Genomic DNA, 22255 nt, shown 5'->3' with positions numbered 1-22255 from the left:
AGCATGACCACCGGAGTTGAAGGTTCCACGCGCTGGGCCGCCATCACCAAGGACGTGGCTGCCTTCCCGGTGCCACCGAACATGCCGGATTACGATGCCGCCCGGAACGATTTCACCTGGGACCAGGCGCGCCAGGCGCTGTCCGGGTTGCCCGGCGGCCGGGGGCTTAACATCGCGTACGAGGCCGTGGACCGCCACGTGGCAGAAGGCCGCGGCGACAGGGAGGCGCTGCGTTTCGTCAAGGCCGACGGCGGCACCCGGTCCTTAAGCTACGGGCACCTTGCGGAGCTCTCCGGAAGGTTCGCTGCAGTGCTGCAGGGCCTGGGCGTGGGGCGCGGCGAGCGGGTCTTCTCATTGCTGGGCCGCAGTCCGGATCTGTATGTCGCCGTCCTGGGCACCTTCAAGAACGGCAGCGTCTTTTGCCCGCTCTTTTCCGCCTTTGGCCCCGAGCCGGTGCGGCAGCGGCTGCACTTGGGTACCGGCAGGGCACTGGTGACCACCAGGGCGCTGTACCGCAAAAAGGTGGCGCCGGTGCGGGACGCCCTGCCCGAACTCCGCCACGTCCTGCTGGTGGACGCGGACGGCCGGCCGGAACCGGGGACCCTGGACCTGGCCGCACTTTTGGCCCAGGTTGACCCCATCGAGGAGATCGCGGACACGCAGCCCGCGGACATGGCCCTGCTGCACTTCACCAGCGGCACCACGGGCACGCCGAAGGGAGCCATCCACGTCCACGACGCCGTCGCCGCCCACTACGCCACCGGCCGCTTCGCGCTGGACCTGCACCCGGACGATATCTACTGGTGCACCGCGGATCCCGGCTGGGTGACCGGCATGTCCTACGGCATCATCGCGCCGCTGGTGCACGGGGTCACCGCCATCGTGGACCAGGAGGAGTTGGACGCCGACCGCTGGTACCGGATCCTTGCGGAGCAGCACGTCACCGTCTGGTACACCGCGCCCACGGCCCTGCGGATGCTCATGAAGGCCGGTGGCGAACGGGCTGCCGGTCATGACCTCTCCGCACTGCGCTTCATAGCCAGTGTGGGGGAGCCGCTGAACCCGGAGGCGGTGGTGTGGGGCCAGGATGTGCTGGGCCTGCCGGTGCATGACAACTGGTGGCAGACCGAGACCGGCGGGATCATGATTGCCAACTATCCGGCCATGGACATTCGGCCCGGCTCCATGGGCAGGCCGTTGCCCGGCATCGAGGCTGCCCTGGTGGCCCGCGACGCCGACGGCAAAGCCATCATCAAGGACGGCCAGGCCGTCCTCGTCGAAGAGCCGGACACCATGGGGGAGCTGGCGCTGCGCCCCGGCTGGCCCTCGATGTTCCGCGGCTACCTCAACGAGGAGGAGCGGTACCGGCGCTGCTTCGCCGGCGGCTGGTACCTCACCGGGGACCTGGCAAAGCGCGACGGCGACGGCTACTTCTGGTTCGTTGGCCGCGGCGACGACGTGATCAAGTCCTCCGGCCACCTGATCGGCCCCTTCGAGGTGGAAAGCTGCCTCATGGAACACCCGGCCGTGGCAGAAGCAGGGGTGATCGGCGTGCCGGATCCGGTGGCCGGGGAAGTGGTGAAGGCCTTCGTGGAACTCAGGGCCGGCCACGAACCCAGCGAGGAGCTGCAGCTGGACATCATCGGCTTCGCCCGGAGACGCCTGGGCGCCGCCGTCGCGCCCAGGCTGCTGGACTTCACCGCCACCTTGCCCAAGACCCGCAGCGGCAAGATTCTGCGCCGGCTCCTGAAAGCACGGGAACTGGGGCTGCCGGAAGGCGACACGTCCACGCTGGAATCCCCGGCGGGACCGGCAGCTACCCTGAAGGACCTGCCATGACCACCCTCAGGAACCAGGGCGTTCCGGATGCGGGGCACGCGATGCACCTCCTGCGGCAGATGCTGCGGGTGCGCCGCCTCGAGGAGAAATGCATCGAGCTGTACAGCGCGGCCAAGATCCGCGGGTTCCTGCACGTCTACATCGGCGAGGAAGCCGTGGCGGCCGGGGTGATGGAGACCCTGGCGCCGGAGGACGCCGTGGTGGCCACGTACCGCGAACACGGGCATGCCCTGCTGCGCGGTGTCTCCGCCGGTGCCATCCTTGCCGAGATGTACGGCCACGCCGAGGGCTGCTGCCGTGGGCGCGGCGGTTCCATGCACCTCTTCGACGCCGCCACCCGCTTCTACGGCGGCAACGCCATCGTGGCCGGCGGACTGCCGCTGGCCGTCGGCCTGGCGCTCGCGGACCGGATGGCCGGGCGCCAGCAGGTTACCGTCTGCTTCTTCGGCGAGGGCGCCGTTGCAGAAGGGGAGTTCCACGAGAGCATGAACCTGGCCGCGCTGTGGCAGCTGCCGGTGCTGTTCTGCTGCGAAAACAACCTCTACGCCATGGGAACCGCGCTGGGGCGCTCCGAATCGCAGACCGACATCGCGCTCAAGGCGGCGGCCTACGAAATACCGGCGTGGGCGGTGGACGGCATGGACGTGCTGGCCGTGGAGGAAGCCGCCCGGCGCGCGGTGGACGCGGTGCGGTCCGGCGGCGGCCCGCACTTCCTGGAACTGCGCACCTACCGCTTCCGCGCCCACTCCATGTTCGATCCCGAGCTCTACCGGGAGAAGTCCGAGGTGGCGCAGTGGATGGAACGGGACCCCATCAGCCTGCTGCAGGGCGCCATGCAGGCCGCCGGGCAGCTGCCGGACGATGAGTGGGCAGATCTGCAGGCGGACGTGGACGCGGAGATCAGCACCGCCGTCGGATTCGCCGAAAACGGGACGCCGGAACCGGTGTCCGAGCTTGCGCGGTTCGTGTACAGCGACCGGGCGGATGACGGAAGCGACGGCGGCACGGCAGGAAGCGGAGAAGGGTCAAGGAAAGGCGGGGCGGCAGGATGAAAACCACGTACCGGGAAGCCATGCGCGCGGCCCTCCGCGACGCGATGCAGCGCGATGAACGCGTGTTCCTGATGGGTGAGGACGTGGGCCGGTACGGCGGCAGCTTCGCCGTCAGCCTGGGCCTGCTGGAGGAATTCGGACCGGAGCGGATCCGCGATACCCCGCTCTCCGAATCCGGGTTCGTGGGTGCAGGCATCGGCGCGGCGTTGGGCGGCATGCGGCCCGTCGTCGAAATCATGACGGTCAACTTCAGCCTGCTGGCGCTGGACCAGATCATCAACAATGCCGCCACCCTGCTGCACATGTCCGGCGGCCAGTTCAACGTTCCCATCGTCATCCGGATGACCACCGGCGCGGGCCGGCAGCTGGGTGCCCAGCACTCGCACAGCCTGGAGGGCTGGTACGCGCACATCCCCGGGCTGCGGATCCTGGCCCCGGCCACCCTGGCGGACGCCCGCGGCATGCTGTGGACCGCACTGCAGGACCCGGACCCGGTGCTGATTTTCGAGCACGGCTCGCTGTACAACGTGGCCGGCGAGCTCGACGAGGACGCCGGGGCCGTCGGCATCGACAAGGCGGCGCTCCTGCGGCAGGCGGACGGAAGCGCGGACACGGTCACCCTCATCACCTACGGCGGCACGCTGCCCCTGGTGCTGGAGGCCGCGGACCAGCTGGCCGGCGAGGGTATCGGGACTGACGTGGTGGACCTGCGCACCCTCCGCCCGCTGGACACGCACACCCTCCTGGACAGTGTGGCCAGGACGCACCGGGCCGTGGTGGTGGACGAGGGGTGGCGCAGCGGCAGCATCTCTGCGGAGATCGCCGCCCGGATCAGCGAGCAGGCGTTCTTCGACCTGGACGCGCCGGTGGAGCGGGTGTGCAGCGAGGAGGTGCCCGTCCCGTACGCCAAGCACCTGGAGCAGGCGGCGCTGCCGTCGGTGGAGCGGGTCATGGCGGCCGCACGAAGGGCCGTGGGCGCCGGTGGCTGAGTTCCGGATGCCGTCCCTGGGCGCGGACATGGAGCACGGCAAGGTGGTGGAATGGCTGGTCAAGCCCGGGGACTATGTCCACAAGGGCGACCTGGTGGCGGCGGTGGACACGGACAAGACCGTGATGGACATCGAGTCCTTCCAGGAAGGTGTGGTGGCCGAATTCCTGGTGGACATCGGCGACACCGTGGACGTGGGCACCCCCATCGCCCGGATCACCGCCACCCCCGCCGAACTCCCGCAACCCCCGCTCACTTCCGGCCCCCTTTCCCCCGACGCCCGCTCACCTTTGGAAGCCCGGGAGCCAACGCCCGCTCACCCCGGTGCCGGGGCCGGGCACGAGGAGCCGGTTGTCAAAGCTTCCCCGCCGGTCCGGCACCTTGCGCACACGCTGGGGGTCGACGTCGGACGCATCACCGGGAGCGGGCCCGGCGGCGAGGTTGTGCGGGCCGACGTCGAACGCGCCGCGGCTGCGTCCGTCACCCCCGCGGCGCCGCAGGAAGCCCCCACGCCTGAAGCGCCGGAAGCCCCGGCACCCGCCGAAGCCAGGCGGGTGCGGTCCTCGCCGCTGGCGCGGCGGCTGGCGGCCGAACTGGGTGTGGACCTGCAGGACGTCAACGGAACAGGCCCGGGTGGCGCGGTGACAGAGGACGATGTCCTTTCCGCCGTCCCGCCCAGGGGACGGCCACCCCGGGAACAGGTGACGGAAAAGCCGGCGGAAGCACCGCCGTCGGAAGCCCAACTCCCGGAACCCACGCACGAAGCCGCGGAAGAGGCGCCACAGCGGAAACGCCCGACGGCGGCCGGCGGCAAGGCGGAGAGCCTGCGGCAGGCGGTCGGCGCACTGATGTCCCGGTCCAAGAAGGAGATCCCGCACTACTATCTGTCCACCACGCTGGACCTGGCGGCTGCGATGGCCTGGATGCAGGCGGCGAACCAGCAGCGGCCGGTGACGTCGCGGCTGGTGCCGTCCGCCCTGCTGCTGAAGGCCACCGCGCTCGCGGCCAAGGAGGTGCCGGACATGAACGGCTTCTTCACCAAAGGCACGTTCCACCCCAGCAACGAGGTGCACCTGGGCGTCGCCGTGGCACTGCGGCATGGCGGGCTGGTGGCCCCGGCCCTGCACGAAGCCGACACCCTCAGCCTGGACGAACTCATGGACCAGCTGCGCGACCTGGTGGGCCGGGCCCGGGCGGGCCGGCTGCAGCGCGCGGAGATGGCCGACCCCACCATCACGGTGACCAATTTGGGCGACCTCGGCGTCGAAAGCGTGTATGGCGTGATCTACCCGCCGCAGGTGGCCATGGTGGGATTCGGGAAGGTCCTGGAGCAGCCTTGGGCGCACAACGGGATGCTCGGCATCCGGCACACCGCCATCGCCACCCTGTCCGCGGACCACCGGGTGAGCGACGGGCTGCGCGGCGGCCGGTTCCTGGCCCGCATCGACGAACTGCTGCAGGCACCGGAACACCTGTGAAACCTGCAAGCGAGGAGGAACCATGAACCAGCAGGATGCGCGCCAGGCGGTGGAGGCGGCGATCGGGAAAGTAGCGCCCGACGTCGAACCCGAAGACCTGGAAGGCGGCGCCAGGCTGCGCCAGGACCTGGAACTGGACTCGCTGGACTTCCTCCGCCTGGTGCAGGTCATCGCGGAGACCACCGGCGTGGACATCCCGGAGGCCGACTACCCGGCCGTGGCAACCGTGGATGGGCTGGTCACCTACGTCGCTGCGCACGGGTGACGCTGCGGTGGGAACCCCGGTGAAAGACCGCGGGCAGGACCCGGTGAAGCCACGGCGGCGACGGCGCTGGCCGCTCCGCCTGGGTATCGCGGCGCTGGTTGTCCTTGGGCTGGTCCTCGTTTCCACCGTTGCCAACCTGCTCCTGGAGCAGCGGGAAAAGGCAACGTTGGCGCCCTACGGCGAGCGGGTGGCGGTGGCCGGCGGATCCTTGAATGTGGTCAGGGGCGGGAACGACGGCGGGACGGCCCAGGGCCAGCCCATCATCCTCCTCAGTGGGCTGGGAACCGCGGCCCCCGGCTTGGACTTCGCGCCCTTGATCCGCGAGCTCAAGGGCTTCGACGTCATTGTGGTGGAAGGGTTCGGGTACGGCTACAGCGACATGGAGGCCAGTGCCCGGACCAACGAGCACATCAGCAACGAACTGCACGAGGTGCTGGCCAAGCTCCAGGTCCGGCAGCCGTACATCCTGGCAGGCCACTCCATCGCCGGGTTCTACCTGCTGGACTACGCCAACCGGTACCGCCCGGAAGTTTCAGCGGTGGTGGGCATCGACGCCACCATTCCCAAGCCGGGGGACCACCCGGTGGAGGAGGCGCAGCCCGGCATCAACTGGATAAGGCTGGTGGCAGCCACCGGGCTGGTCCGCGTGGTTGCAGCGTTGGCACCGGGCCTCGTGGACCCGGACAGCGCCGCCTATTCGGATGAGGAGCTGCAGCGGATGCGCACCATGATGCTGTGGAACATCGGCAATCCTGCCGTGGCTGATGAAACTGCCCGCATCGCGAACAACGCCGCCGCCCTTAGGGGCGTCACCTATCCCGACGACCTGCCAGTCCTGGCCTTTGTTGCCGACGAAAAGAATGACAGGACTGCCACCAAGACCGCCGCCGCGGAGAACCTGCTGAAGAATGTCACCCGGCACCAGGTCCTGCCCCTGGAAGGCGGGCACTACCTGCACTGGACGCAGGCTCAGCGGATGGCAGAGGAGATCCGGCGGTTCGTTGCGCCGGCGGGCTGATTTACGCCCACTGCGCCTGCACCGCGGACGGCGGGCTGATTCGACGGGCAGGAGTGGCTTAAAATGCCTCCATGGAACGTGACGATGCGAGTAATTTCGAGCAGTTGCACGATCTTGTTGCCGACATGGACGACATCAGGGGACTCCTGGAGGGCATCACCGGTATCGCTGCGGCGGCAATGACCAGGACCGCGGGCACGCAGGTCGAATGTGCCGTCACCCTTTACCGGAGAAGGCGGCCCCCCACCATCGCGGGCAGCGATGATGAGGCAATCCTGCTGGACGGCCATGAGCAACGCCTGGCAGACGGACCATGTACTGATGCGCTGCAGAGCGGGGAACCGTCCCTGCTGGATGCCCCGTCCGATGCGAGGTGGCCGGCGTTCCGGAAGGAACTGGAAGCCACGAGCTTTGACAGCGTCCTTGGCGTCCCACTCGATTTAGGCAGCGAAGCGTCGGCTGCCTTGAACTTCTTTGCGGCGGGTGCCGGAGTGTTCACCGGGGAAGTCTCCAAGGATGCGGGGGAGTTCGCCCAGGTAGCCGCCCGTGCGCTTCGGCTGGGGCTGAGGATTGCCGGGGCGGAGCTGAAGGCAGTTGACCTTGAGGCAGCAATGAGCCACCGGACTGCCATAGACATGGCGCGGGGCATCATCATGGCCCAGAGCCGCTGCTCCGGAGAGGAGGCCTTCAATTTGCTCCGCGACGTCTCAAGCAGGCGCAACGAAAAGCTGTACGACGTCGCCCGCTCGGTCGTTGCCGGCATCGACGGCTCTGCCACAAGCACCTTCTTCGAGTCCTGAGCCTGCCCCTACCGCAGTGCGTGGTCGTTGCCGCGCATCCGGACGGCAACCACGACGCCGGACGCTGCGGTGAGAACCGCGACTGCGGCAATGGCTGCGGGGATGCCGTAGAGGTCGGCGAGGACACCGGACAGCAGGGCACCCACGGCGAATCCGCCGTCGCGCCATAGCCGGTACACACCCACGGAGCGGGCCCGCCAGGCCGGGTGGGCCACGTCGCCGATCGCGGCGAGCAGGGTGGGATAGACCAACGCGGTACCAAGGCCAAGGACGACGGCGGCGGCGAGCCAGGGTCCAAAGCCGTGCGCTGAGGCGATGATCCCCAGGGCGGCGGCCTGGACCAGCATCCCGGCGGCGATGAACCACTTGCGCCCCCACCGGTCGGACGCGGCGCCGGTGACGAGTTGGGCGGCGCCCCAGGCCGCCGGGTACGCGGCGGCCAGGATGCCGATCTGGCCAAGGCTCAGCCCGGCACCGGCGAACAGGACAGGGAAGAGGCCCCAGGCCAGGCCGTCGTTGAGGTTGTTCACCAGGCCGGCCTGGCTGGCTGCCGAGAGGGAACGGTCCTTGAAGCTGGTGAGGGTGAAGACCTGGCCGGTGGTGAGGCCGGCATGGGTATTGCCCTGGCTGCTGACGTGCTGGGAGGCCTCGGTCCTGGCGTGGTGGTGGGTTTCCTTGACGGCCAGGACCGTCAGTCCCAGGCCGAGGGCAATGTACGCGGCGCCCAGCAGGAAGGGGGCGGGGCGCAGGCCGAAAGCGGTGGCCAGGTAGCCGCTGGCCAATGCCGTGACGGCCACGCCAAGGTAGCCCGCGGCCTCGTTGAAGCCCATGGCCAGGCCGCGCTGCTTTGGCCCCACCAGGTCCATTTTCATGATTACTGCCGTGGACCAGGTGAGGCCCTGGCTGATCCCGAGCAGCACATTGGCCGCTACGATCCAGCCCCACGACGGGCCGAAGATGAGCATGAGCGGCACCGGTACCGCTGCCAGCCAGCCGGCGATGAGGACCGGTTTGCGGCCGTACCGGTCGGAGAGTGTGCCGGCGAAGTAGTTCATCGCGGCCTTGGACAGGCCGAAGGCCAGGATGTAGGTCAGCGCGCCGGTGTAGAGGTCGAGGTGGAATTCCTGCGAGGCCAGCAGGGGCAGGACCGTGCGCTCCTGGCCCAGGGTGCCGCCTACCAGCGCGTTGACGGCCACCAGCAGCATGAACTGCGCCAGGTTCTGCCGCAGGCCCAGCGCCGCGGCGGGCAAACCGGGGATGTGGAGGGCGGGTGTTCTGCCGCGCATTGCGGGTGCTCCGTTCGGTTGATGGCAAAAAAGTGGCCCGGGCGTGTGGGGGCACGCCCGGGCCGGGTCCGGATGCGCTGGGGACGCAACCAGACCGGAACCCGGGCAGGAGGGGGGTCCTGCCCGGGTGGTCTTCGGTGGGTTGGCTAGACGGCGGGAACGCTGTTCTGCTTGGCGTTCCAGGCGGCGTAGCTGCCGTCGAGTTCCACGACGTCGTACCCGGCACGGCGCAGGGCGCTGGCCGCTACGGAGTTCCGTACGCCGGACTGGCAGTAGGACACGATGGTGCCGCCGACCGGCAGCTCATCGAGGTGCCACATGACGCGGCCGCCGCTGAGCTGGTACGAGCCCGGGACGTGCCCGGCCTTGTGCTCGGTCTTGTTGCGGACGTCCAGGACCATGGCTGCGTCGAAGCCCTCGAGGTCCTCGGGCTGGATCAGTTTGGGGGTGAAGGTGGGGAGCCCCTCGATGCTGGTCAGGTAGCCTGCCACGTTGTCGATGCCCACGCGGACCAGGTGGTCCCACATGTCCTGCGCCTGCTCCTGGTCCTTGGCCAGCAGCACCAGTGGGTTCTTGTCCGTCTCCGGGTTCACCACCCAGGCGCCGTAGCTGGCCACGGACTTGCCGGCCGGAATGTTCAGGGACCGGACCACGGTGCCCTGGTGGACTTCGCTGTTGGAGCGGGTGTCGATGAAGGTCAGGGTGTCTTCCGCCAGGCCTTCAGCGACGCCGGCGGTTTCCAGTTCCTTCAGCGGGGCACGTTCGCCCATGACGTCGGGGCCTACGCGGTTTTCGCGCTTCATGCGGCCGAAGTAGGCGTGGGCGTCGGGCTGGCCGTCGAGGAGTTCGTTGATGAAGCCCTGCTCGTCGTTGGCGGCGAGGTAGGGACCCCACCAGGCGTAGAGGCGTTCGTAGCCGACGGTGGAGGAGGGGATGGCACCCAGGGCCTTGCCGCAGGCGCTGCCGGCGCCGTGGGCGGGGTGGACCTGGACGTAGTCCGGCAGGGTGAGGAACTTGTCGCGCAGGCTGGCGAACAGCTGCTTGGCGCCCTCGAAGCGGGTGTCGACGCCGCCGGCTGCTTCGTCCAGCAGGTCCGGGCGGCCCAGGTCGCCGGAGAAGACGAAGTCTCCGGAGAGCAGGTAGCCGGGCTTGTCGCTGAACGCGCCGTCGGTGACCAGGAAGGACAGGTGCTCGGGGGTGTGGCCCGGGGTGTGCACTGCCTTGATGCTGATGTTGCCCAGGGAGATGGTGTCGCCGTCGTAGAGCCTCTCGCCATCGAACTCGTACTGCCAGTCCGGGCCGCCTTCGCCGGAGACGTAGATCTTGGCGCCGGTGGCGGCGGCCAGTTCGCGGGTGCCGGAGAGGTAGTCGGCGTGGATGTGGGTCTCGGTGACGGCCACGATCTTCATGCCGTTCTTCGCGGCCAGGTCCTGGTAGACGGCGATGTCGCGGCGGCCGTCCACCACGATCGCTTCACCCTTGGCCTGGCAGCCGATCAGGTAGCTGGCCTGGGCGAGGTCTTCGTCGTAAATGCGCTCGATAAGCATCTGGTGCTCTCCTTCGGTTTGAAAGGGGATTGGGGGTTTGTTCTGCATCCAGTATAGATACCCCCGGGGGTATCCTGCAAGTGGACTGCGGCCCGGGTGCTATGTCCGGTGGAACAGCCGTGTCAAGAACGTGCGGAGGCGTCCCGGTATGGACCCGGGGCGTTGGCCGGGTGGCTCTTCGGGTACTTGTTGGTAGGTGACTGGGTGGCTTGCCCGGTACCACTCGGTGATGCCGCCGGCCACGTTGACCGCGGTGTATCCGCGGTCGGTGAGGATCCGTGCGGCCTGGCTGCTGCGCTTTCCTGACCCGCACATCAGGTGGATCGTGCTGTTTGGCAGGTCGCTAAGCCGGGAGGCCAGCTCGTCCAGGGGAATGTTCAGGCTTCCCGGGACGTGCGCGGTGGCGTGCTCCTCCCGGCTCCGGACGTCCACCAGCGTGGCCCGGGGCCACACCGCGGCGAGTTCGTCCGCCGTGATGCTGCGGAACGTTCGCTGGTCCGGCATGGACTTAGGCGTGCTGGTGTCCGGCTTCAGCCCGAAGCTTGTCCATGTCCAGGTTCTTCACAGCCTGGATGACCTCCTCGAGGCCGGTGGCGTTGAGGGCTCCGGGCTGGGAGAAGACCAGGGTCTTGTCCTTGAAGGCCATCAGTGTGGGGATCGAGGTGATGTTTGCCGCGGCGGCCAGTGCCTGTTCGGCTTCGGTGTCCACCTTGGCGAAGGTGATTTCCGGGTGCCGTTCTGCGGCGGCGCCGTAGGTGGGGGCGAACATGCGGCAGGGGCCGCACCAGGCTGCCCAGAAGTCGACGAAGACAATGCTGTTGTCTTCCAGGGTCTGGGCGAAGGATTGCTGGGTGATGTCGATGGTTGCCATGGTCTGTCGTGTCCTTTCGGGCGGAAGTTTGGTGGGTGTCCCTGTGGGGGCCTAGGTGGTGGGGAGTCCGGCGCGGGTCCAGGCGGTCATGCCGCCGGCCATGGTGTCTGCCTTGTAGCCAACGCCGTTGAGGGCATCGGCGACGGCGGCGCTGCGGTTGCCGCTGCGGCAGACGGCGATCACGGGGACGGCCGGGTCAAGCTCGCCCAGGCGGGCCTGCAGTTGGCCCATCGGGATGTGCAGGGCGCCGGGGATCATGCCCTCGGCGACTTCAAAGTCCTCGCGGACGTCCAGGATGCGCGCCGTGGAGCGGCGCTGGTCGGTCTCGGTGATGGTGATTTCAGCCATGGGGGTTCTCCTTTGAAATGGGTTGCGGCTGGTGGGGTGGGGTTGGACTAGCGGACGGCTTCGCCGGCCTGGCGCCAGGCGGCCATGCCGCCGCGCACCGAGTAGGCGTCATATCCCTTGGCGGCCAGGAGCCTGGCTGCCGAGGCGGAGCGGACGCCGGAGGCGCAGACGGCAATCACCGGGCGGGCCTTTTGGATGCCGGCAGTGCTGGTCTGCAGCCGATCCAGGGGAACGTGTTTGGCCTGGGGTGCGCGGCCGGTGCGCCACTCCTGGGCGGACCTCACATCGATCAGCGTGGCGCCGGAGCCCAGGAGTTCCTTGGCCTGCGCCACGGAGATCGTCTTGTAGGGCTTGCTGAAGGCCTTCTTGAATGAGTCGAGAAGTCCCATGGTGTTCTCCTGTTGGTAAGGGTCAGGCGGTGACCGTGCCGGCGGTGACCCACGCCGCGACGGCGAAGATGAGTACCGCGAATGAGATGCGGATGTGCTTGTCGTGCAGGCGGCGGGCCAGCCGGGCGGCGAATACGGAACCCAGGATGGCCGGTACCGCGAATGCCAGGGTGGTAGCCCAGTCGATGGTGTAGCCGGCCGCGTGCGCGCTGAACCCGGCGGCCGAGTTGATGACGATGATCGCCAGGGAGGTTCCCACGGCCTGCTTCATCCGCAGGCCCAGGAAGATGGTGAGCGCGGGGGTGATCAGGAAGCCGCCGCCCACGCCGAGCAGTCCGGTGAGGAACCCGACCAGCAGTCCGACGCCTACGGCCTTCGGGGCGCAGGACCGGAAGGCCCGGTTTGGTCCAACGCTGCAGGATCCCTCGGTTTCCCGGGGCTTTTTGAGCATCCGGATGCCCGCCACCACCATGATCACGGCGAATGCGAGCATCAGGATGTTGGGATCCAGCAGCTTGCCCACGGCCGCCCCGGCCCAGGCAGCCGGGATGCCGGCGGCACCCACCAGGGCGATCACGGGCCAGTTCAGGCCCTCCCGGAGGCGGGGGAGCAGGGCCGCCAGTGAGGAGATGCCCACCACCAGCAGTGAGGTGGGGACGGCCTGGGCGGGGCTCATGCCCACGCCGTACACCAGCGCTGGAACGGCGATGATTGACCCGCCGCCGCCCACTACGCCCAGTACGACGCCGACGACGAGCCCCAGTCCCAGGGCCGCGATCATGCCGCAGCGCCCTTTTCAGCCGCCTGCACGGGAAGCTGCAGGATGGCGCTTTCGCGGGTGGGTTCCTTGGCGGCCTTGTTCCACGGCATGGCGGACAGGGCCTTGCCCATGGCGCAGGTGTTGGTCGCGGCCGAGAAGGTCAGCCCGGTGCCGATGGCACCTGCCAGCATGCGGACCTTGGGGGAGACGAACTTGCCGCCGGCCAGGCCAAGCATCACCAGGGAGCCGGCGGCCAGGCGGACCTGCCGTTCCAGGTCCCAGCGGTCCTTGCCCTTGACTACGTCGCCGCCGGCGGCAGCGAAGCCGGGAACTCCGCCGGTGAGGACGTAGGCGGTGTCCAGGCCAACGGTGGCCATGCGCTGGCGGGCCTGCTCGGCGCGGACGCCGGACTGGCAGACCAGGACAACGCGGCTGCCCAGCCGGGCAGCGAGTTCATCGGTGTGCTCGGAGAGCAGGGGCAGCGGAACGTTGTAGGAGCCGCGGATGTGCATGGACTCGAACTCTGCGGCAGAGCGAACGTCGATCACCACGAGGTCCTGGTGCTCCTTGATCCAGGACTGGAGTGCTTCGGGGGCGAGTGCGGTGACGGCGGTTGCTTTGGAAGGGGAAGTCATAAGTGGCCTCTCGGAAGGGGTCGGGTGGATACCCCACCGAGTATTGCAGATACCCCCGGGGGTAGTCAAAACACCCTCTGGGGTATACAGTTAAGGCCAAGCCCCTCATCAATGGAGACCCCTAATGGAACTGAACCCCACCGAACTCACGCCCGTGATCAACCGCCTCAAGCGTGCCCAGGGCCAGCTCGCCGCCGTCACCCGGATGCTCGAGGAAGGCCGCGACTGCAAGGACGTCGTCACCCAGCTGGCTGCCGTATCCAAGGCCCTCGACCGCGCAGGCTTCGCCATCATTGCCACCGGGCTGGAGCAGTGCATCGTCCAGAAGGACGAAACCATGGACCGGAAGGACCTGGAGAAGCTTTTCCTCTCCCTGGCATAAGTCAACGCCCCATCAGCGGACCGGCAGCAACCTCAAGGAGCATCATGACCTACACCCTGGCCACCACCGTCTCCCTTCCCTGGGCCGAAGCCGTGGAACGCACCCGCGAAGCCCTTGCCGCGCAGGGGTTCGGAATCCTGACGGAAATCAACGTCCGGTCCACCTTCGAAGCCAAGCTTGGCGCTGAAGCCGCGGACGCCGTCGGGGATTACGTCATCCTTGGTGCCTGCAACCCGGCCCTTGCCAGCCGGGCCCTGGCCGCCGAACCGGAAATGGGTGCCCTGCTGCCCTGCAACGTCGTGGTGCGACGCAACAGCTCGGCGGACGCGACCATCGTGGAGGCGATCGATCCTCAGACCATGGTGCAGCTCAGCAGCGCACCTTCCGTCAAAGAAGTGGCGGATGACGCCGGCACCCGCCTGCGCAAGGCCCTTGCCAGTTTGAGTGGCGCAACGGAGTAGGCGCTCCGCACCTGAAGCCACAACGCTGGGCCCCGCCGTAACGGCGGGGCCCAGCGTTTCTTGCTTTAAAAGCCGTGGGCTGTCTCCCAGCCCTCAGCCCAATGACGCGGGGAGGTCGGCGCAGGCCTGCTCGCAGCGGCGGCCAGCCGTAGTCCCGGCAGTACCCATGTGATCTATTGCTAAGTAGACTGACTATTTTGGTCGCGAAAATCAAGGGAGCCCCGCTGATGTCCACCCTGTCCGCTCTTGCCCTCGTCTGCACCCTCACACCCTCCCCGGAACCGTCCAGCAGTGAACTGATGGCCCAGCACATCCTTGACGAATTGGAAGGCCATGGGGTCGCCACCGAGTCGCTGCGCATCGTGGACCATGACGTGAAGCGCGGCGTGCAGGTGGACATGGGCAATGGCGACGAATGGCCCGCAATCCACGAAAAGATCCTGGCCGCGGACATCCTGGTCCTCTCCACCCCCATCTGGATGGGCCATCCCTGCAGCGTTGCCCAGCAGGTCATGGAGCGGCTGGACGCCGACCTGGCAGAAACGGACGACGACGGCCGGCCGGTCATGTACGGCAAGGTTGCCACGGTTGCCGTGGTGGGAAACGAGGACGGGGCCCACAAGACCATCGCCGACCTGATGCAGGGACTGAACGACGTCGGCTTCAGCCTTCCAGCCCAGGGCGGCACCTACTGGGTGGGGGAGGCCATGCAGACCGTGGACTTCAAGGACCTCGAGCAGGTGCCGGACCCGGTGGCTTCCACCAACGCAGGGCTTGCCCGCAACGCCGTCCACCTGGCCAGGTTCCTGCGGTCCAACCAGTACCCGGCCAAGTAACAGGCAGCCCCAGCGCTGGGGCTGCCTGTCGGAACAGGAAAGGAACATCATGTCCGAACCATTGGTCATCGTTTTTGACGTTAACGAGACCCTCTCCGACATGGCCCCGCTCGGCGAGGCCTTCGCCCAGGTTGGGGCACCACGCGCGTTGGCCAAGCTCTGGTTCGCCACGCTCCTGCGCGACGGCTTCGCCCTCACCGCCAGTGGGGGCAAGGAATCCTTCGCCACCATCGGCGCCGATGCCCTCCGCACCCTGCTAGGAGCCGAAGGAGTCTCCGGGAACCTGGACACCGCCGTCGAACGCGTCATGGCTGCCCTGCAGAACCTCTCCCTTCACCCGGACGTCCCGGACGGCATCCGCGCCCTCGCCGCAGCCGGGCACCGGCTGGTCACCCTGACCAACGGCGCCGCCGCCAACACAGACAAACTGTTGGTTGCCGGCGGCGTCAGGGACAAATTCGAGCAGCTTCTCTCCGTGGAGGACGCCCCTGCCTGGAAGCCGGCCAGGGCTGCATACGATTACGCGGCAACAGCGGCCGGAGCGGCACCTTCGGGAATGCTGCTGGTCGCCGTGCACCCCTGGGACATCCACGGGGCAGCCAAAGCCGGTATGCGGACCGCGTGGATCAACCGGACCGGTGCCCGCTACCCCTCCTATTTCCAGTCCCCGGACATCACCATCCCGGCCCTCACCGGGCTGCCCGCGGTGCTCGCCGCGTAACGGCAGGGCCCCGCCGTTACGCGCATCCCCAACCTCGAAACGGAGACCACCCATGGCCCAGCCCGTTGAACGCCGCACCGTTGACGTGGACGGCGTCCCGCTGTCCTACCTCGCCGCGGGGAATGAGTCCGCCCCGCCGCTGATCCTGCTGCACGGCACATTCTGGAGCCGTGTGTGGCAGCCAGTCCTGCCGGCGCTCGGCGAACACAGCCGCTGCTACGCGCTGGACTTTCCGGGCTTCGGCCGGAGCGGGGGAGAACTGGACGCAGAGCAGGCCACCGTCCCGGCCCTGGCGCAAACCGTGCTGAAGGCCGCGGATGCCCTGGGCATAGGCGAGTTCGACGTTGCGGCCCACGACATCGGCGGCGGCGTGGCCCAGCAGCTCGCCGCCACCAGCGGGAGGGTGCGGAAGATGGTGCTGATGAACGCGGTCATGTTCGACTCCTGGCCGGTTCCCGCCGTCGAGCGCTTCCGGGACCCCGACGTCCGGGCAAACACCACCGAAGAGGACCTCCTGGCCGCCCGCCGCAAGTCCACCCAGGGCTGCGCCATCCGGACCTTGAGCGAGGAGGAACTGGCGGACTACCTGTCGCCCTGGCAGTCTCCGGCCCGGGGGCGTTCCTGGATGGCCATGGCAGCGGCCGCCGATCCGCGCTACACGCTGGACCTGGTGCCGGCCCTCAAGGAAGCCGCCATCCCCACCCGCCTGGTGTGGGGCCGGGACGACGACTTCCAGAAGATCGGGTTTGCCCGCAGGTACGTGGAAGGGATCCCCAATGCGGACCTGGTGGAGGTGGACGGTAAGCACATCCCCACCGAGGATTCACCGGACGCCGTTGCCAAGGCGATGGTGGAGCATCTGGCAACGGGACAGTAGGTAACGCCGCGCCTGGGCTCCGCGAGCCAGGCTGCGCGATGGCTGGCGGTCCCTGCGGGAGTGCCTGTAGTCTCTGTTCACGGTGATGGATCCCGCCGGAACGCTTCGCACGCACGGTGCGCGGTGTTCGAACCGCCTCGTGGCTGATGGTTCCTGCCTTTGCTGATACGAAGGTAGGTGAGCCATGCCCGCATCCCGGCCCGGTTTTCCTGCCCTACGCGACAGGAGCGCATATGAGTTACCCGGAGAAGCCATTGAGCAAAAGCCATGCTTTCCAGCCAGCGAAAATGAGCGGGCCGGTGCTGATGGGGGTGGTCCCGGGGCAGCCGCTGGCCGTGGCACACCGTGCCGCTGAACTGGCGTACAGCCTGGGCGTGAAACTGATCTGCGCCTACGTTGACGTCACCACCTACCTCGCCGAGGAACCCGACGGGCGGGTCGAGGCGCTGCCGATCGACCCCGACGGTATTGACGATGACATCGAAGGCATCAGCGCCGGCCTCTCCGGGCACCTCACGGACGCCCTTCGCGGGGCGGGGATCGACTGGTCCTTCGTGACCCTGGCCGGGGACCCCGCCAGGGCGCTGGGACGGCTGGCGGAATCCACGGACGCGTCGGTCATCGTCGTCGGTACCCGCGAACGCGGGTTTGGCGCCCGCTTCGAGGAACTCCTGGTCGGCTCCGTCGCCGTCCACCTCACGCACCGCCAGCACCGGCCCGTCCTGGTGGTCCCGCTCGCCCCCCACACCAAGCACCACCCGAAGGAGGGCCGATGACGGAACCGCCCATTCCGGGGACCGCAGCATCGTCCCGTACCCCGGAGGCACCGGCAGGGGAGGAGGATCTACTTCCGGCAGGCAGTGGCACGGGGGAGCAATCCGCCGCGGATATCGACCCCGATGCGGGGGCCCTCGGGGAAGTCCGTGCCCATCGCCCGGTCCACCTGCATCCCGGATATGTGCTGGTGGTGATCGCCGGGGGCGTGTTTGGCGCCCTGGCCCGCTACGGGCTCAGCATGCTGTTGCCCGCACCGGGCGGATGGCCGCTGCCCACCCTCGTCATCAATCTGGCCGGGGCCCTCCTGCTCGGTGCCCTGCTCGAAGCGCTGGTGCGCCGCGGGCCGGACACCGGAATGCGCAGGATCATCCGCCTGCTCGCCGGGACCGGATTCATGGGCGCGTTCACCACCTACAGCACGCTCGCACTGGAGACCAACACCCTCCTGGACGCCGGACGCCTCACCGACGGGCTGCTCTACCTCGCCGCCACCCTGACTGGTGGTGCCGGGGCAACAGTGGCGGGGATCTGGTTGGCTGCCAGCCGCCATTCGCGGGCAACCACCCGGCAGACCGCCCGGCAGGAGGCGGGCCGGTGAATCCGCTGGTTATTGTCCTGCTGGGTTTGGCCGGCGGCTTGGGCGCCGGGACCCGCTTCGTCGTGGACGGCCTGGTCCGTTCCAAACTGCGCACCGCACTGCCGGTCGGAACCATCGCCATCAACATCACCGGGTCCTTCCTCCTGGGCCTGGTTGCGGGGGCAGTCATTTTCCATGCCGCACCCGTGGAGCTGCAGGCCATTGCCGGGACCGGGTTCCTGGGCGGTTACACCACCTTCAGCACCGCCAGTTTCGAAACCGTCCGGCTCATCCAGTCCGGCCGCACCGGCCTGGCCCTGCTCAACGGAATCGGGACTGCGGCAGCGGCTGTGGGCGCCGCTGCGGCCGGCCTCGCCCTGGCCACTCTGTTGTAGGCAACGGCGGCAGGTCACCCGGCAGCTTTACCGGGCGGCGTCCAACAGCACCGCCCGGTGGCGGTTTTCCAGCTGGACCACGTCCCGCGTGAAGGAGAATGCGAGCAGGCCCAAGGCCAGTGCGGGCGCCGCAACTGCGGCGGCCGGGGGCATCCCGGGGAGCAGCGCCACCAGCAATGCAAACGGCTGGCACGCCCCGATCGCCTTGCGGGTCAAGCTCGGCGGCAGCGTGGCGCGGAGGTGCGGCCGGAAGAAGCCCGCGGCAGTGAACGCGTAGTACATGGCTCCGATGGCCAGCGTCCACGGACCAACGGCGGCGGCAGCAGCGACGGACAGGACCAGGACCAGGGCGGCATCCGTGGCGCCGTCAAAACGGGCCCCTTCCGCCGACGAGGTGCCGGTGCGCCGGGCCACCGCACCATCGACCCCATCCAGGAGGAACGCGGCGCCACCCAGCATGGGCAGGAGCAGATCGGTGCGGGGCTCGGAAAAGAGCTGCGCCGCCGCCAGCACGGCGCAGAGGGCAACGAGGACGGCGCGCAACAGGGTAACGCGGTCCGCCGGGGTTGAGAAGCGCGGGAGGCGCCGCAGGATGGAGCCGACGGCGGCCCCGGCCACCACGGCGCCGGCGCACAACCCGGCCAGCTGGGCCACCAGCCCGGACGGGGTCAAAGCGAGCAGCCACAGTGCCGCCAGCCCGTACGCGGTGAGGGTGGCCAGCGCGTCCGGCACTGCCCGTTCAGCTGCGCTCATCGGCACCTCCCCTCGCATGCTAACAATGGCTGCGGTGATCCTCACCGCCGGCGACGCCCGGCCGGTACCCTGGTGCCGTCGTCGTACCTTGCCTTGCGTCGGGTCCGGACCAGGCCGGCGACTGCCAGCAGGGCCCCGGCACCTTCGGCCACGGCGCTGAGGGTTTTGGAGAAGAACCAGACGGGGTCGTACATGGCGGGGATGGGCCCGATCGCCGGGATGTCCACATACCTGTAGAGTACGACGGCGGCGAACGCGCTGAGTGCCACCACCAGGGCCAGGGTGTAGGCGGCCCTGCTGCCCCGGACCAGGACATACAGGCCCACCACCAGCGCAGCTGCCGCTTCGAGCAGGAAAAGGGTGCCTTGGCTGACGGTCCCGGGCTGGGCGTACGGGTAGCCCGGGGCAAGGAAGAAATGGACGCCGGCATCGATGAACAGCGCCAGTGCGGTCAATAGTCGTAGAGCCACGCTTATGTATACGCCGGAAATTCGCGTCAGGTTCATCCGGCCCTGTTATGCCTGCAGGTTTTGTGGGGAATATTTAAGGGCGTCTGGAATATTGCGCCTTTAGCGGGCACCTGCGCCTGCGCCTACGAGTAAGGAGAACAGCGATGACCCTTCCCAAGGAACTAACGCCGGGAACGTGGACCCTGGACATGGCCCACAGCGAGATCGGCTTCAGCGTCCGCCATGCCGGGATCAGCAAGGTCCGGGGCCGCTTCACCGAGGCGTCGGCGGAGGCTCGCGTGGGTGAATCCCTGGCAGACTCGTCCGTGCACGCCACGGTCTCCACCGCCAGCTTCGACTCCGGCGACGCCAACCGTGACGGACATGTGCGCGGGGCCGACTTCTTCGACGTGGAGCAGTACCCGGAAATGACATTCCGCGGCACCTCCATCGAAGGCGACGGCGAGGACTACACCCTGACCGGGGACCTCACCATCAAGGGCGTCACCCGGCCCGTCGAACTTGAGGTGGAGTTCACCGGCGTCGCCGTGGATCCCTTCGGCGCCACCCGCGCCGGCTTCTCCGCCGAAACCGAGATCAGCCGCAAGGAGTTCGGGCTGACCTGGAATGCCGCCCTGGAGGCCGGCGGCGTGCTGGTCAGTGACAAGGTGAAGATCAACCTCGAAGCAGCGCTGGTCAAGCAGGGCTAGCAGCACCCCCGACCCCCAAATACATTTTCGACGCGCTGAAGTACTTTCGATGCGCACAAACGATGCCGCTACCGGAATATCGGTAGCGGCATCGTTTGCGCGGAGCGGTAATGAACCTGCGCAGCGCCGAGGCCACGGCGATGGTGGCTCCGGCCGCCCTGATTGTGGGCAAATTCCCAGCCGGCTTTCCATCACTGCCAAGCGGCGATGTGGGAGGGTGTAGCCACCCATCGGCGCTGAAGGCCCTTCCGGCTGCGGATCTGCCGCGTGCGCGCCGTCCGGAACGCCGGAACGACAGGAGGGCGCCATGCGCACCAGCAGGGAAAACAGGATCCCGGGCGGGCCGTGCTGCAGTGATTAGGCTTACCGGCTCCAAGTGGCGGCCGCTGGCCGCAATGCTGGTTGGCGTGGGGGGACTCCCGGCCGCGGCCGCCTGGCTGGTGGTCGGGATGCTGCTGACCTACGTCCTGGCGGGAGGCGGGTCCACGGCCGGTCCGGAGGAACGCGCTGCCGCCGGAATCAGCAAAATCAAGCATGTAGTGATCATCACCCAGGAGAACCGCTCCTTCGACACCTACTTTGGCACCTTCCCCGGCGCGGACGGCATCCCCATGCAAAACGGGAAACCGGCGGTATGCCTTCCGGACCCGGCCCACGGCGGCTGCGTCAAGCCCTTCTACAACCCAAATGACAGCAACGCCGGTGCCCCGCACAGCCACAACGATGAAGTGGCCGACCTCAACAACGGGGCCACGGACGGGTTCGTGGCCCAGGCGGAAAAGGGCCTCGCCGGGTGCACGGCCACGCAGGCCAACTGCCGCTACAAGACCGCCGCAACCGACGTGATGGGCTACCACGACCAGCGGGACCTGCCCAACTACTGGGACTACGCCAGGAACTTCACCCTCCAGGACCACATGTTCGCCGCCGCGTCCGCCTGGAGCCTGCCGGCCCACCTCTACCTGGTTTCCGAATGGTCCGCCAAGTGCACCAAAGCCGGGGACCCGGCGTCGTGCTCTAACGCCCTCCAGAACCCCGACTCCGGCCCGGACCCGGAAATCATCAACAACACCCTGATCGGCAAATGCCAGGCAGCCGCGGACCTTGCCCCCTGCAGGCAAGCCCTGGCAAGTGCGGGGGTCAGTGCCGGGCTGGCCGCAGAACTGGACCAGCTCATCAGCACCAGCTGCAAACCTACGGACACCTACCCTGCCTGCCAGGCCGCCGTCGACGCCGCCAATGTTCCGGACGCGCTGAAGCAGCAGCTGTCCCAAGCCGCCAAGCACCTCCAACAACCCGACTACGCGTGGACGGACCTGACCTACCTGCTTCACCAGCAGCACGTCCCATGGGCCTACTACGTATTCAACGGCACCGAACCGGACTGCCGCAATGACGCCGCCACCTGCGCCCCCATCAAACAGGACGCGAAGACCCCCGGCCTGTGGAATCCGCTGCTGTACTTCGACACCGTCAAACAGGACGGTGAACTGGGCAATATCCAGCCCCTCACGAACTTCTATGACGCTGCGCGGCAGGGTACGCTGCCCGCCGTCACGTGGATCGCTCCCACGGACAAGGTCAGTGAACATGCACCGGCAAAGATCAGCGCCGGCCAGGCCTACGTGACGGGGCTGATCAACGCCATCATGAGCGGTCCCGACTGGGACAGCACCGCCATCTTCCTCAACTGGGATGACTGGGGCGGGTTCTACGATCATGTGGCACCACCGGCGGCGGATGCCAACGGCTACGGGTTCCGAGTGCCAAGCCTGATCATCAGTCCGTACGCCAAACAGGGCTACATCGACCACCAGACACTGAGCCAGGACGCCTACCTCAAATTCATCGAGGACGACTTCCTCCACGGCCAGCGGCTGGACCCGGCCACCGATGGCCGTCCCGACCCGCGGCCAGACGTGCGGGAGAACAGCCCGCTGCTGGGCGACCTGACCAAGGCCTTCGATTTCAACCAGGCGCCCCTGCCGCCACACATCCTGGCCAACGCCACCACGTACTAGCGCCGCATGGGTACAGGAAC

At 68.1% G+C, this 22255-nt stretch carries 27 protein-coding genes and 1 riboswitch; of the genes, 17 read left to right on the top strand and 10 right to left on the bottom strand.

What is annotated here, in order from left to right:
- The first annotated feature begins 3 nt into the window (after nt 1-3).
- The 7 genes from acsA to ACFO0G_RS04320 all read left to right on the top strand — a co-directional run bounded on the left by acsA (nt 4) and on the right by ACFO0G_RS04320 (nt 7440).
- Nucleotides 4-1839 carry an acetate--CoA ligase gene (gene acsA / locus ACFO0G_RS04350; RefSeq protein WP_286398757.1) on the top strand — a complete coding sequence of 612 codons (1836 nt, stop codon included), beginning with the start codon at nt 4-6 and terminating at the stop codon, nt 1837-1839.
- Entirely contained in the window at nt 1836-2891 is a 1056-nt protein-coding gene (gene pdhA, locus ACFO0G_RS04345) for a pyruvate dehydrogenase (acetyl-transferring) E1 component subunit alpha (protein WP_286398754.1), read from the top strand. Before acsA ends, pdhA begins: the two co-directional genes overlap by 4 nt.
- Entirely contained in the window at nt 2888-3880 is a 993-nt protein-coding gene (locus ACFO0G_RS04340) for an alpha-ketoacid dehydrogenase subunit beta (RefSeq protein WP_286398752.1), read from the top strand. The genes pdhA and ACFO0G_RS04340 overlap by 4 nt, the downstream gene beginning before the upstream one ends.
- Complete coding sequence (locus ACFO0G_RS04335) at nt 3873-5357, top strand: 2-oxo acid dehydrogenase subunit E2 (protein WP_376976567.1); 1485 nt, start codon at nt 3873-3875, stop codon at nt 5355-5357. The genes ACFO0G_RS04340 and ACFO0G_RS04335 overlap by 8 nt, the downstream gene beginning before the upstream one ends.
- 22 nt (nt 5358-5379) lie before the next feature.
- Entirely contained in the window at nt 5380-5622 is a 243-nt protein-coding gene (locus tag ACFO0G_RS04330; RefSeq protein ID WP_376976566.1) for an acyl carrier protein, read from the top strand.
- A complete protein-coding gene (locus ACFO0G_RS04325; protein WP_376976565.1) occupies nt 5588-6640 on the top strand; it encodes an alpha/beta fold hydrolase in 1053 nt (350 codons plus the stop codon). Before ACFO0G_RS04330 ends, ACFO0G_RS04325 begins: the two co-directional genes overlap by 35 nt.
- Before the next feature lie 71 nt (nt 6641-6711).
- Nucleotides 6712-7440 carry a GAF and ANTAR domain-containing protein gene (locus tag ACFO0G_RS04320; protein WP_376976564.1) on the top strand — a complete coding sequence of 243 codons (729 nt, stop codon included), beginning with the start codon at nt 6712-6714 and terminating at the stop codon, nt 7438-7440.
- Nucleotides 7441-7448: 8 nt separating this feature from the next.
- Here ACFO0G_RS04320 and ACFO0G_RS04315 read toward each other — a convergent pair whose 3' ends face one another.
- The 8 genes from ACFO0G_RS04315 to ACFO0G_RS04280 all read right to left on the bottom strand — a co-directional run bounded on the left by ACFO0G_RS04315 (nt 7449) and on the right by ACFO0G_RS04280 (nt 13276).
- Entirely contained in the window at nt 7449-8726 is a 1278-nt protein-coding gene (locus ACFO0G_RS04315) for an MFS transporter (protein WP_376976563.1), read from the bottom strand.
- Nucleotides 8727-8872: 146 nt separating this feature from the next.
- The gene (locus tag ACFO0G_RS04310; protein ID WP_376976562.1) at nt 8873-10273 is read right to left on the bottom strand and encodes an MBL fold metallo-hydrolase; all 1401 of its coding nucleotides are present in this window, start codon (nt 10271-10273) and stop codon (nt 8873-8875) included.
- Between the two features lie 99 nt (nt 10274-10372).
- Nucleotides 10373-10777, bottom strand: coding sequence for a rhodanese-like domain-containing protein (locus tag ACFO0G_RS04305; RefSeq protein ID WP_376976561.1), 405 nt, complete (start codon nt 10775-10777; stop codon nt 10373-10375).
- Between the two features lie 4 nt (nt 10778-10781).
- Nucleotides 10782-11144 carry a thioredoxin gene (gene trxA, locus ACFO0G_RS04300; RefSeq protein ID WP_286398732.1) on the bottom strand — a complete coding sequence of 121 codons (363 nt, stop codon included), beginning with the start codon at nt 11142-11144 and terminating at the stop codon, nt 10782-10784.
- Nucleotides 11145-11195: 51 nt separating this feature from the next.
- The gene (locus ACFO0G_RS04295) at nt 11196-11492 is read right to left on the bottom strand and encodes a rhodanese-like domain-containing protein (RefSeq protein ID WP_286398729.1); all 297 of its coding nucleotides are present in this window, start codon (nt 11490-11492) and stop codon (nt 11196-11198) included.
- A 47-nt stretch (nt 11493-11539) separates the two neighbouring features.
- On the bottom strand, nt 11540-11881 hold the full coding sequence (locus ACFO0G_RS04290; protein ID WP_286398726.1) for a rhodanese-like domain-containing protein: 342 nt from the start codon (nt 11879-11881) through the stop codon (nt 11540-11542).
- 22 nt (nt 11882-11903) lie between these two features.
- Nucleotides 11904-12662 (bottom strand): sulfite exporter TauE/SafE family protein, encoded by a 759-nt coding sequence (locus ACFO0G_RS04285; protein ID WP_376976560.1) that lies wholly within the window; start codon nt 12660-12662, stop codon nt 11904-11906.
- The gene (locus ACFO0G_RS04280) at nt 12659-13276 is read right to left on the bottom strand and encodes a rhodanese-like domain-containing protein (protein WP_376976559.1); all 618 of its coding nucleotides are present in this window, start codon (nt 13274-13276) and stop codon (nt 12659-12661) included. The genes ACFO0G_RS04285 and ACFO0G_RS04280 overlap by 4 nt, the downstream gene beginning before the upstream one ends.
- Before the next feature lie 124 nt (nt 13277-13400).
- On the opposite strand from ACFO0G_RS04280, the gene ACFO0G_RS04275 reads away from it, so the two are divergent.
- The 8 genes from ACFO0G_RS04275 to ACFO0G_RS04240 all read left to right on the top strand — a co-directional run bounded on the left by ACFO0G_RS04275 (nt 13401) and on the right by ACFO0G_RS04240 (nt 18302).
- Nucleotides 13401-13658 (top strand): metal-sensitive transcriptional regulator, encoded by a 258-nt coding sequence (locus ACFO0G_RS04275; RefSeq protein ID WP_043452296.1) that lies wholly within the window; start codon nt 13401-13403, stop codon nt 13656-13658.
- Nucleotides 13659-13702: 44 nt separating this feature from the next.
- On the top strand, nt 13703-14119 hold the full coding sequence (locus ACFO0G_RS04270) for a DUF302 domain-containing protein (RefSeq protein ID WP_286398716.1): 417 nt from the start codon (nt 13703-13705) through the stop codon (nt 14117-14119).
- A gap of 227 nt (nt 14120-14346) precedes the next feature.
- Nucleotides 14347-14955 (top strand): flavodoxin family protein, encoded by a 609-nt coding sequence (locus ACFO0G_RS04265; protein ID WP_376976666.1) that lies wholly within the window; start codon nt 14347-14349, stop codon nt 14953-14955.
- A 49-nt stretch (nt 14956-15004) separates the two neighbouring features.
- Entirely contained in the window at nt 15005-15676 is a 672-nt protein-coding gene (locus tag ACFO0G_RS04260) for a haloacid dehalogenase type II (protein WP_376976558.1), read from the top strand.
- A gap of 52 nt (nt 15677-15728) precedes the next feature.
- Nucleotides 15729-16553 carry an alpha/beta fold hydrolase gene (locus tag ACFO0G_RS04255; protein WP_376976557.1) on the top strand — a complete coding sequence of 275 codons (825 nt, stop codon included), beginning with the start codon at nt 15729-15731 and terminating at the stop codon, nt 16551-16553.
- A 72-nt stretch (nt 16554-16625) separates the two neighbouring features.
- A riboswitch (Fluoride riboswitch) is annotated at nt 16626-16716 on the top strand.
- A gap of 124 nt (nt 16717-16840) precedes the next feature.
- Complete coding sequence (locus ACFO0G_RS04250) at nt 16841-17329, top strand: universal stress protein (protein ID WP_376976556.1); 489 nt, start codon at nt 16841-16843, stop codon at nt 17327-17329.
- The gene (locus ACFO0G_RS04245) at nt 17326-17928 is read left to right on the top strand and encodes a fluoride efflux transporter FluC (RefSeq protein WP_376976555.1); all 603 of its coding nucleotides are present in this window, start codon (nt 17326-17328) and stop codon (nt 17926-17928) included. The genes ACFO0G_RS04250 and ACFO0G_RS04245 overlap by 4 nt, the downstream gene beginning before the upstream one ends.
- A 5-nt stretch (nt 17929-17933) precedes the next feature.
- Nucleotides 17934-18302, top strand: coding sequence for a fluoride efflux transporter FluC (locus ACFO0G_RS04240; RefSeq protein WP_376976665.1), 369 nt, complete (start codon nt 17934-17936; stop codon nt 18300-18302).
- Nucleotides 18303-18329: 27 nt separating this feature from the next.
- Here the strand turns inward: ACFO0G_RS04240 and ACFO0G_RS04235 are convergent, their stop codons facing one another.
- Both ACFO0G_RS04235 and ACFO0G_RS04230 read right to left on the bottom strand, forming a co-directional pair.
- Nucleotides 18330-19055 carry a CDP-alcohol phosphatidyltransferase family protein gene (locus ACFO0G_RS04235; protein WP_376976554.1) on the bottom strand — a complete coding sequence of 242 codons (726 nt, stop codon included), beginning with the start codon at nt 19053-19055 and terminating at the stop codon, nt 18330-18332.
- A 41-nt stretch (nt 19056-19096) separates the two neighbouring features.
- Nucleotides 19097-19525 (bottom strand): hypothetical protein, encoded by a 429-nt coding sequence (locus ACFO0G_RS04230; RefSeq protein WP_376976553.1) that lies wholly within the window; start codon nt 19523-19525, stop codon nt 19097-19099.
- A 143-nt stretch (nt 19526-19668) separates the two neighbouring features.
- On the opposite strand from ACFO0G_RS04230, the gene ACFO0G_RS04225 reads away from it, so the two are divergent.
- Nucleotides 19669-20214 (top strand): YceI family protein, encoded by a 546-nt coding sequence (locus tag ACFO0G_RS04225; protein WP_286398699.1) that lies wholly within the window; start codon nt 19669-19671, stop codon nt 20212-20214.
- Nucleotides 20215-20621: 407 nt separating this feature from the next.
- Nucleotides 20622-22235, top strand: a complete 1614-nt coding sequence (locus ACFO0G_RS04220) for an alkaline phosphatase family protein (RefSeq protein ID WP_376976552.1) — start codon at nt 20622-20624, stop codon at nt 22233-22235.
- Nucleotides 22236-22255 lie beyond the last annotated feature (20 nt).

The organism is Arthrobacter sedimenti (assembly GCF_042652025.1).
Classification (GTDB): domain Bacteria; phylum Actinomycetota; class Actinomycetes; order Actinomycetales; family Micrococcaceae; genus Arthrobacter; species Arthrobacter sedimenti.
Note: the sequence above shows the minus strand (reverse complement) of the source record. Positions and strands in the feature narration are given on the sequence as shown.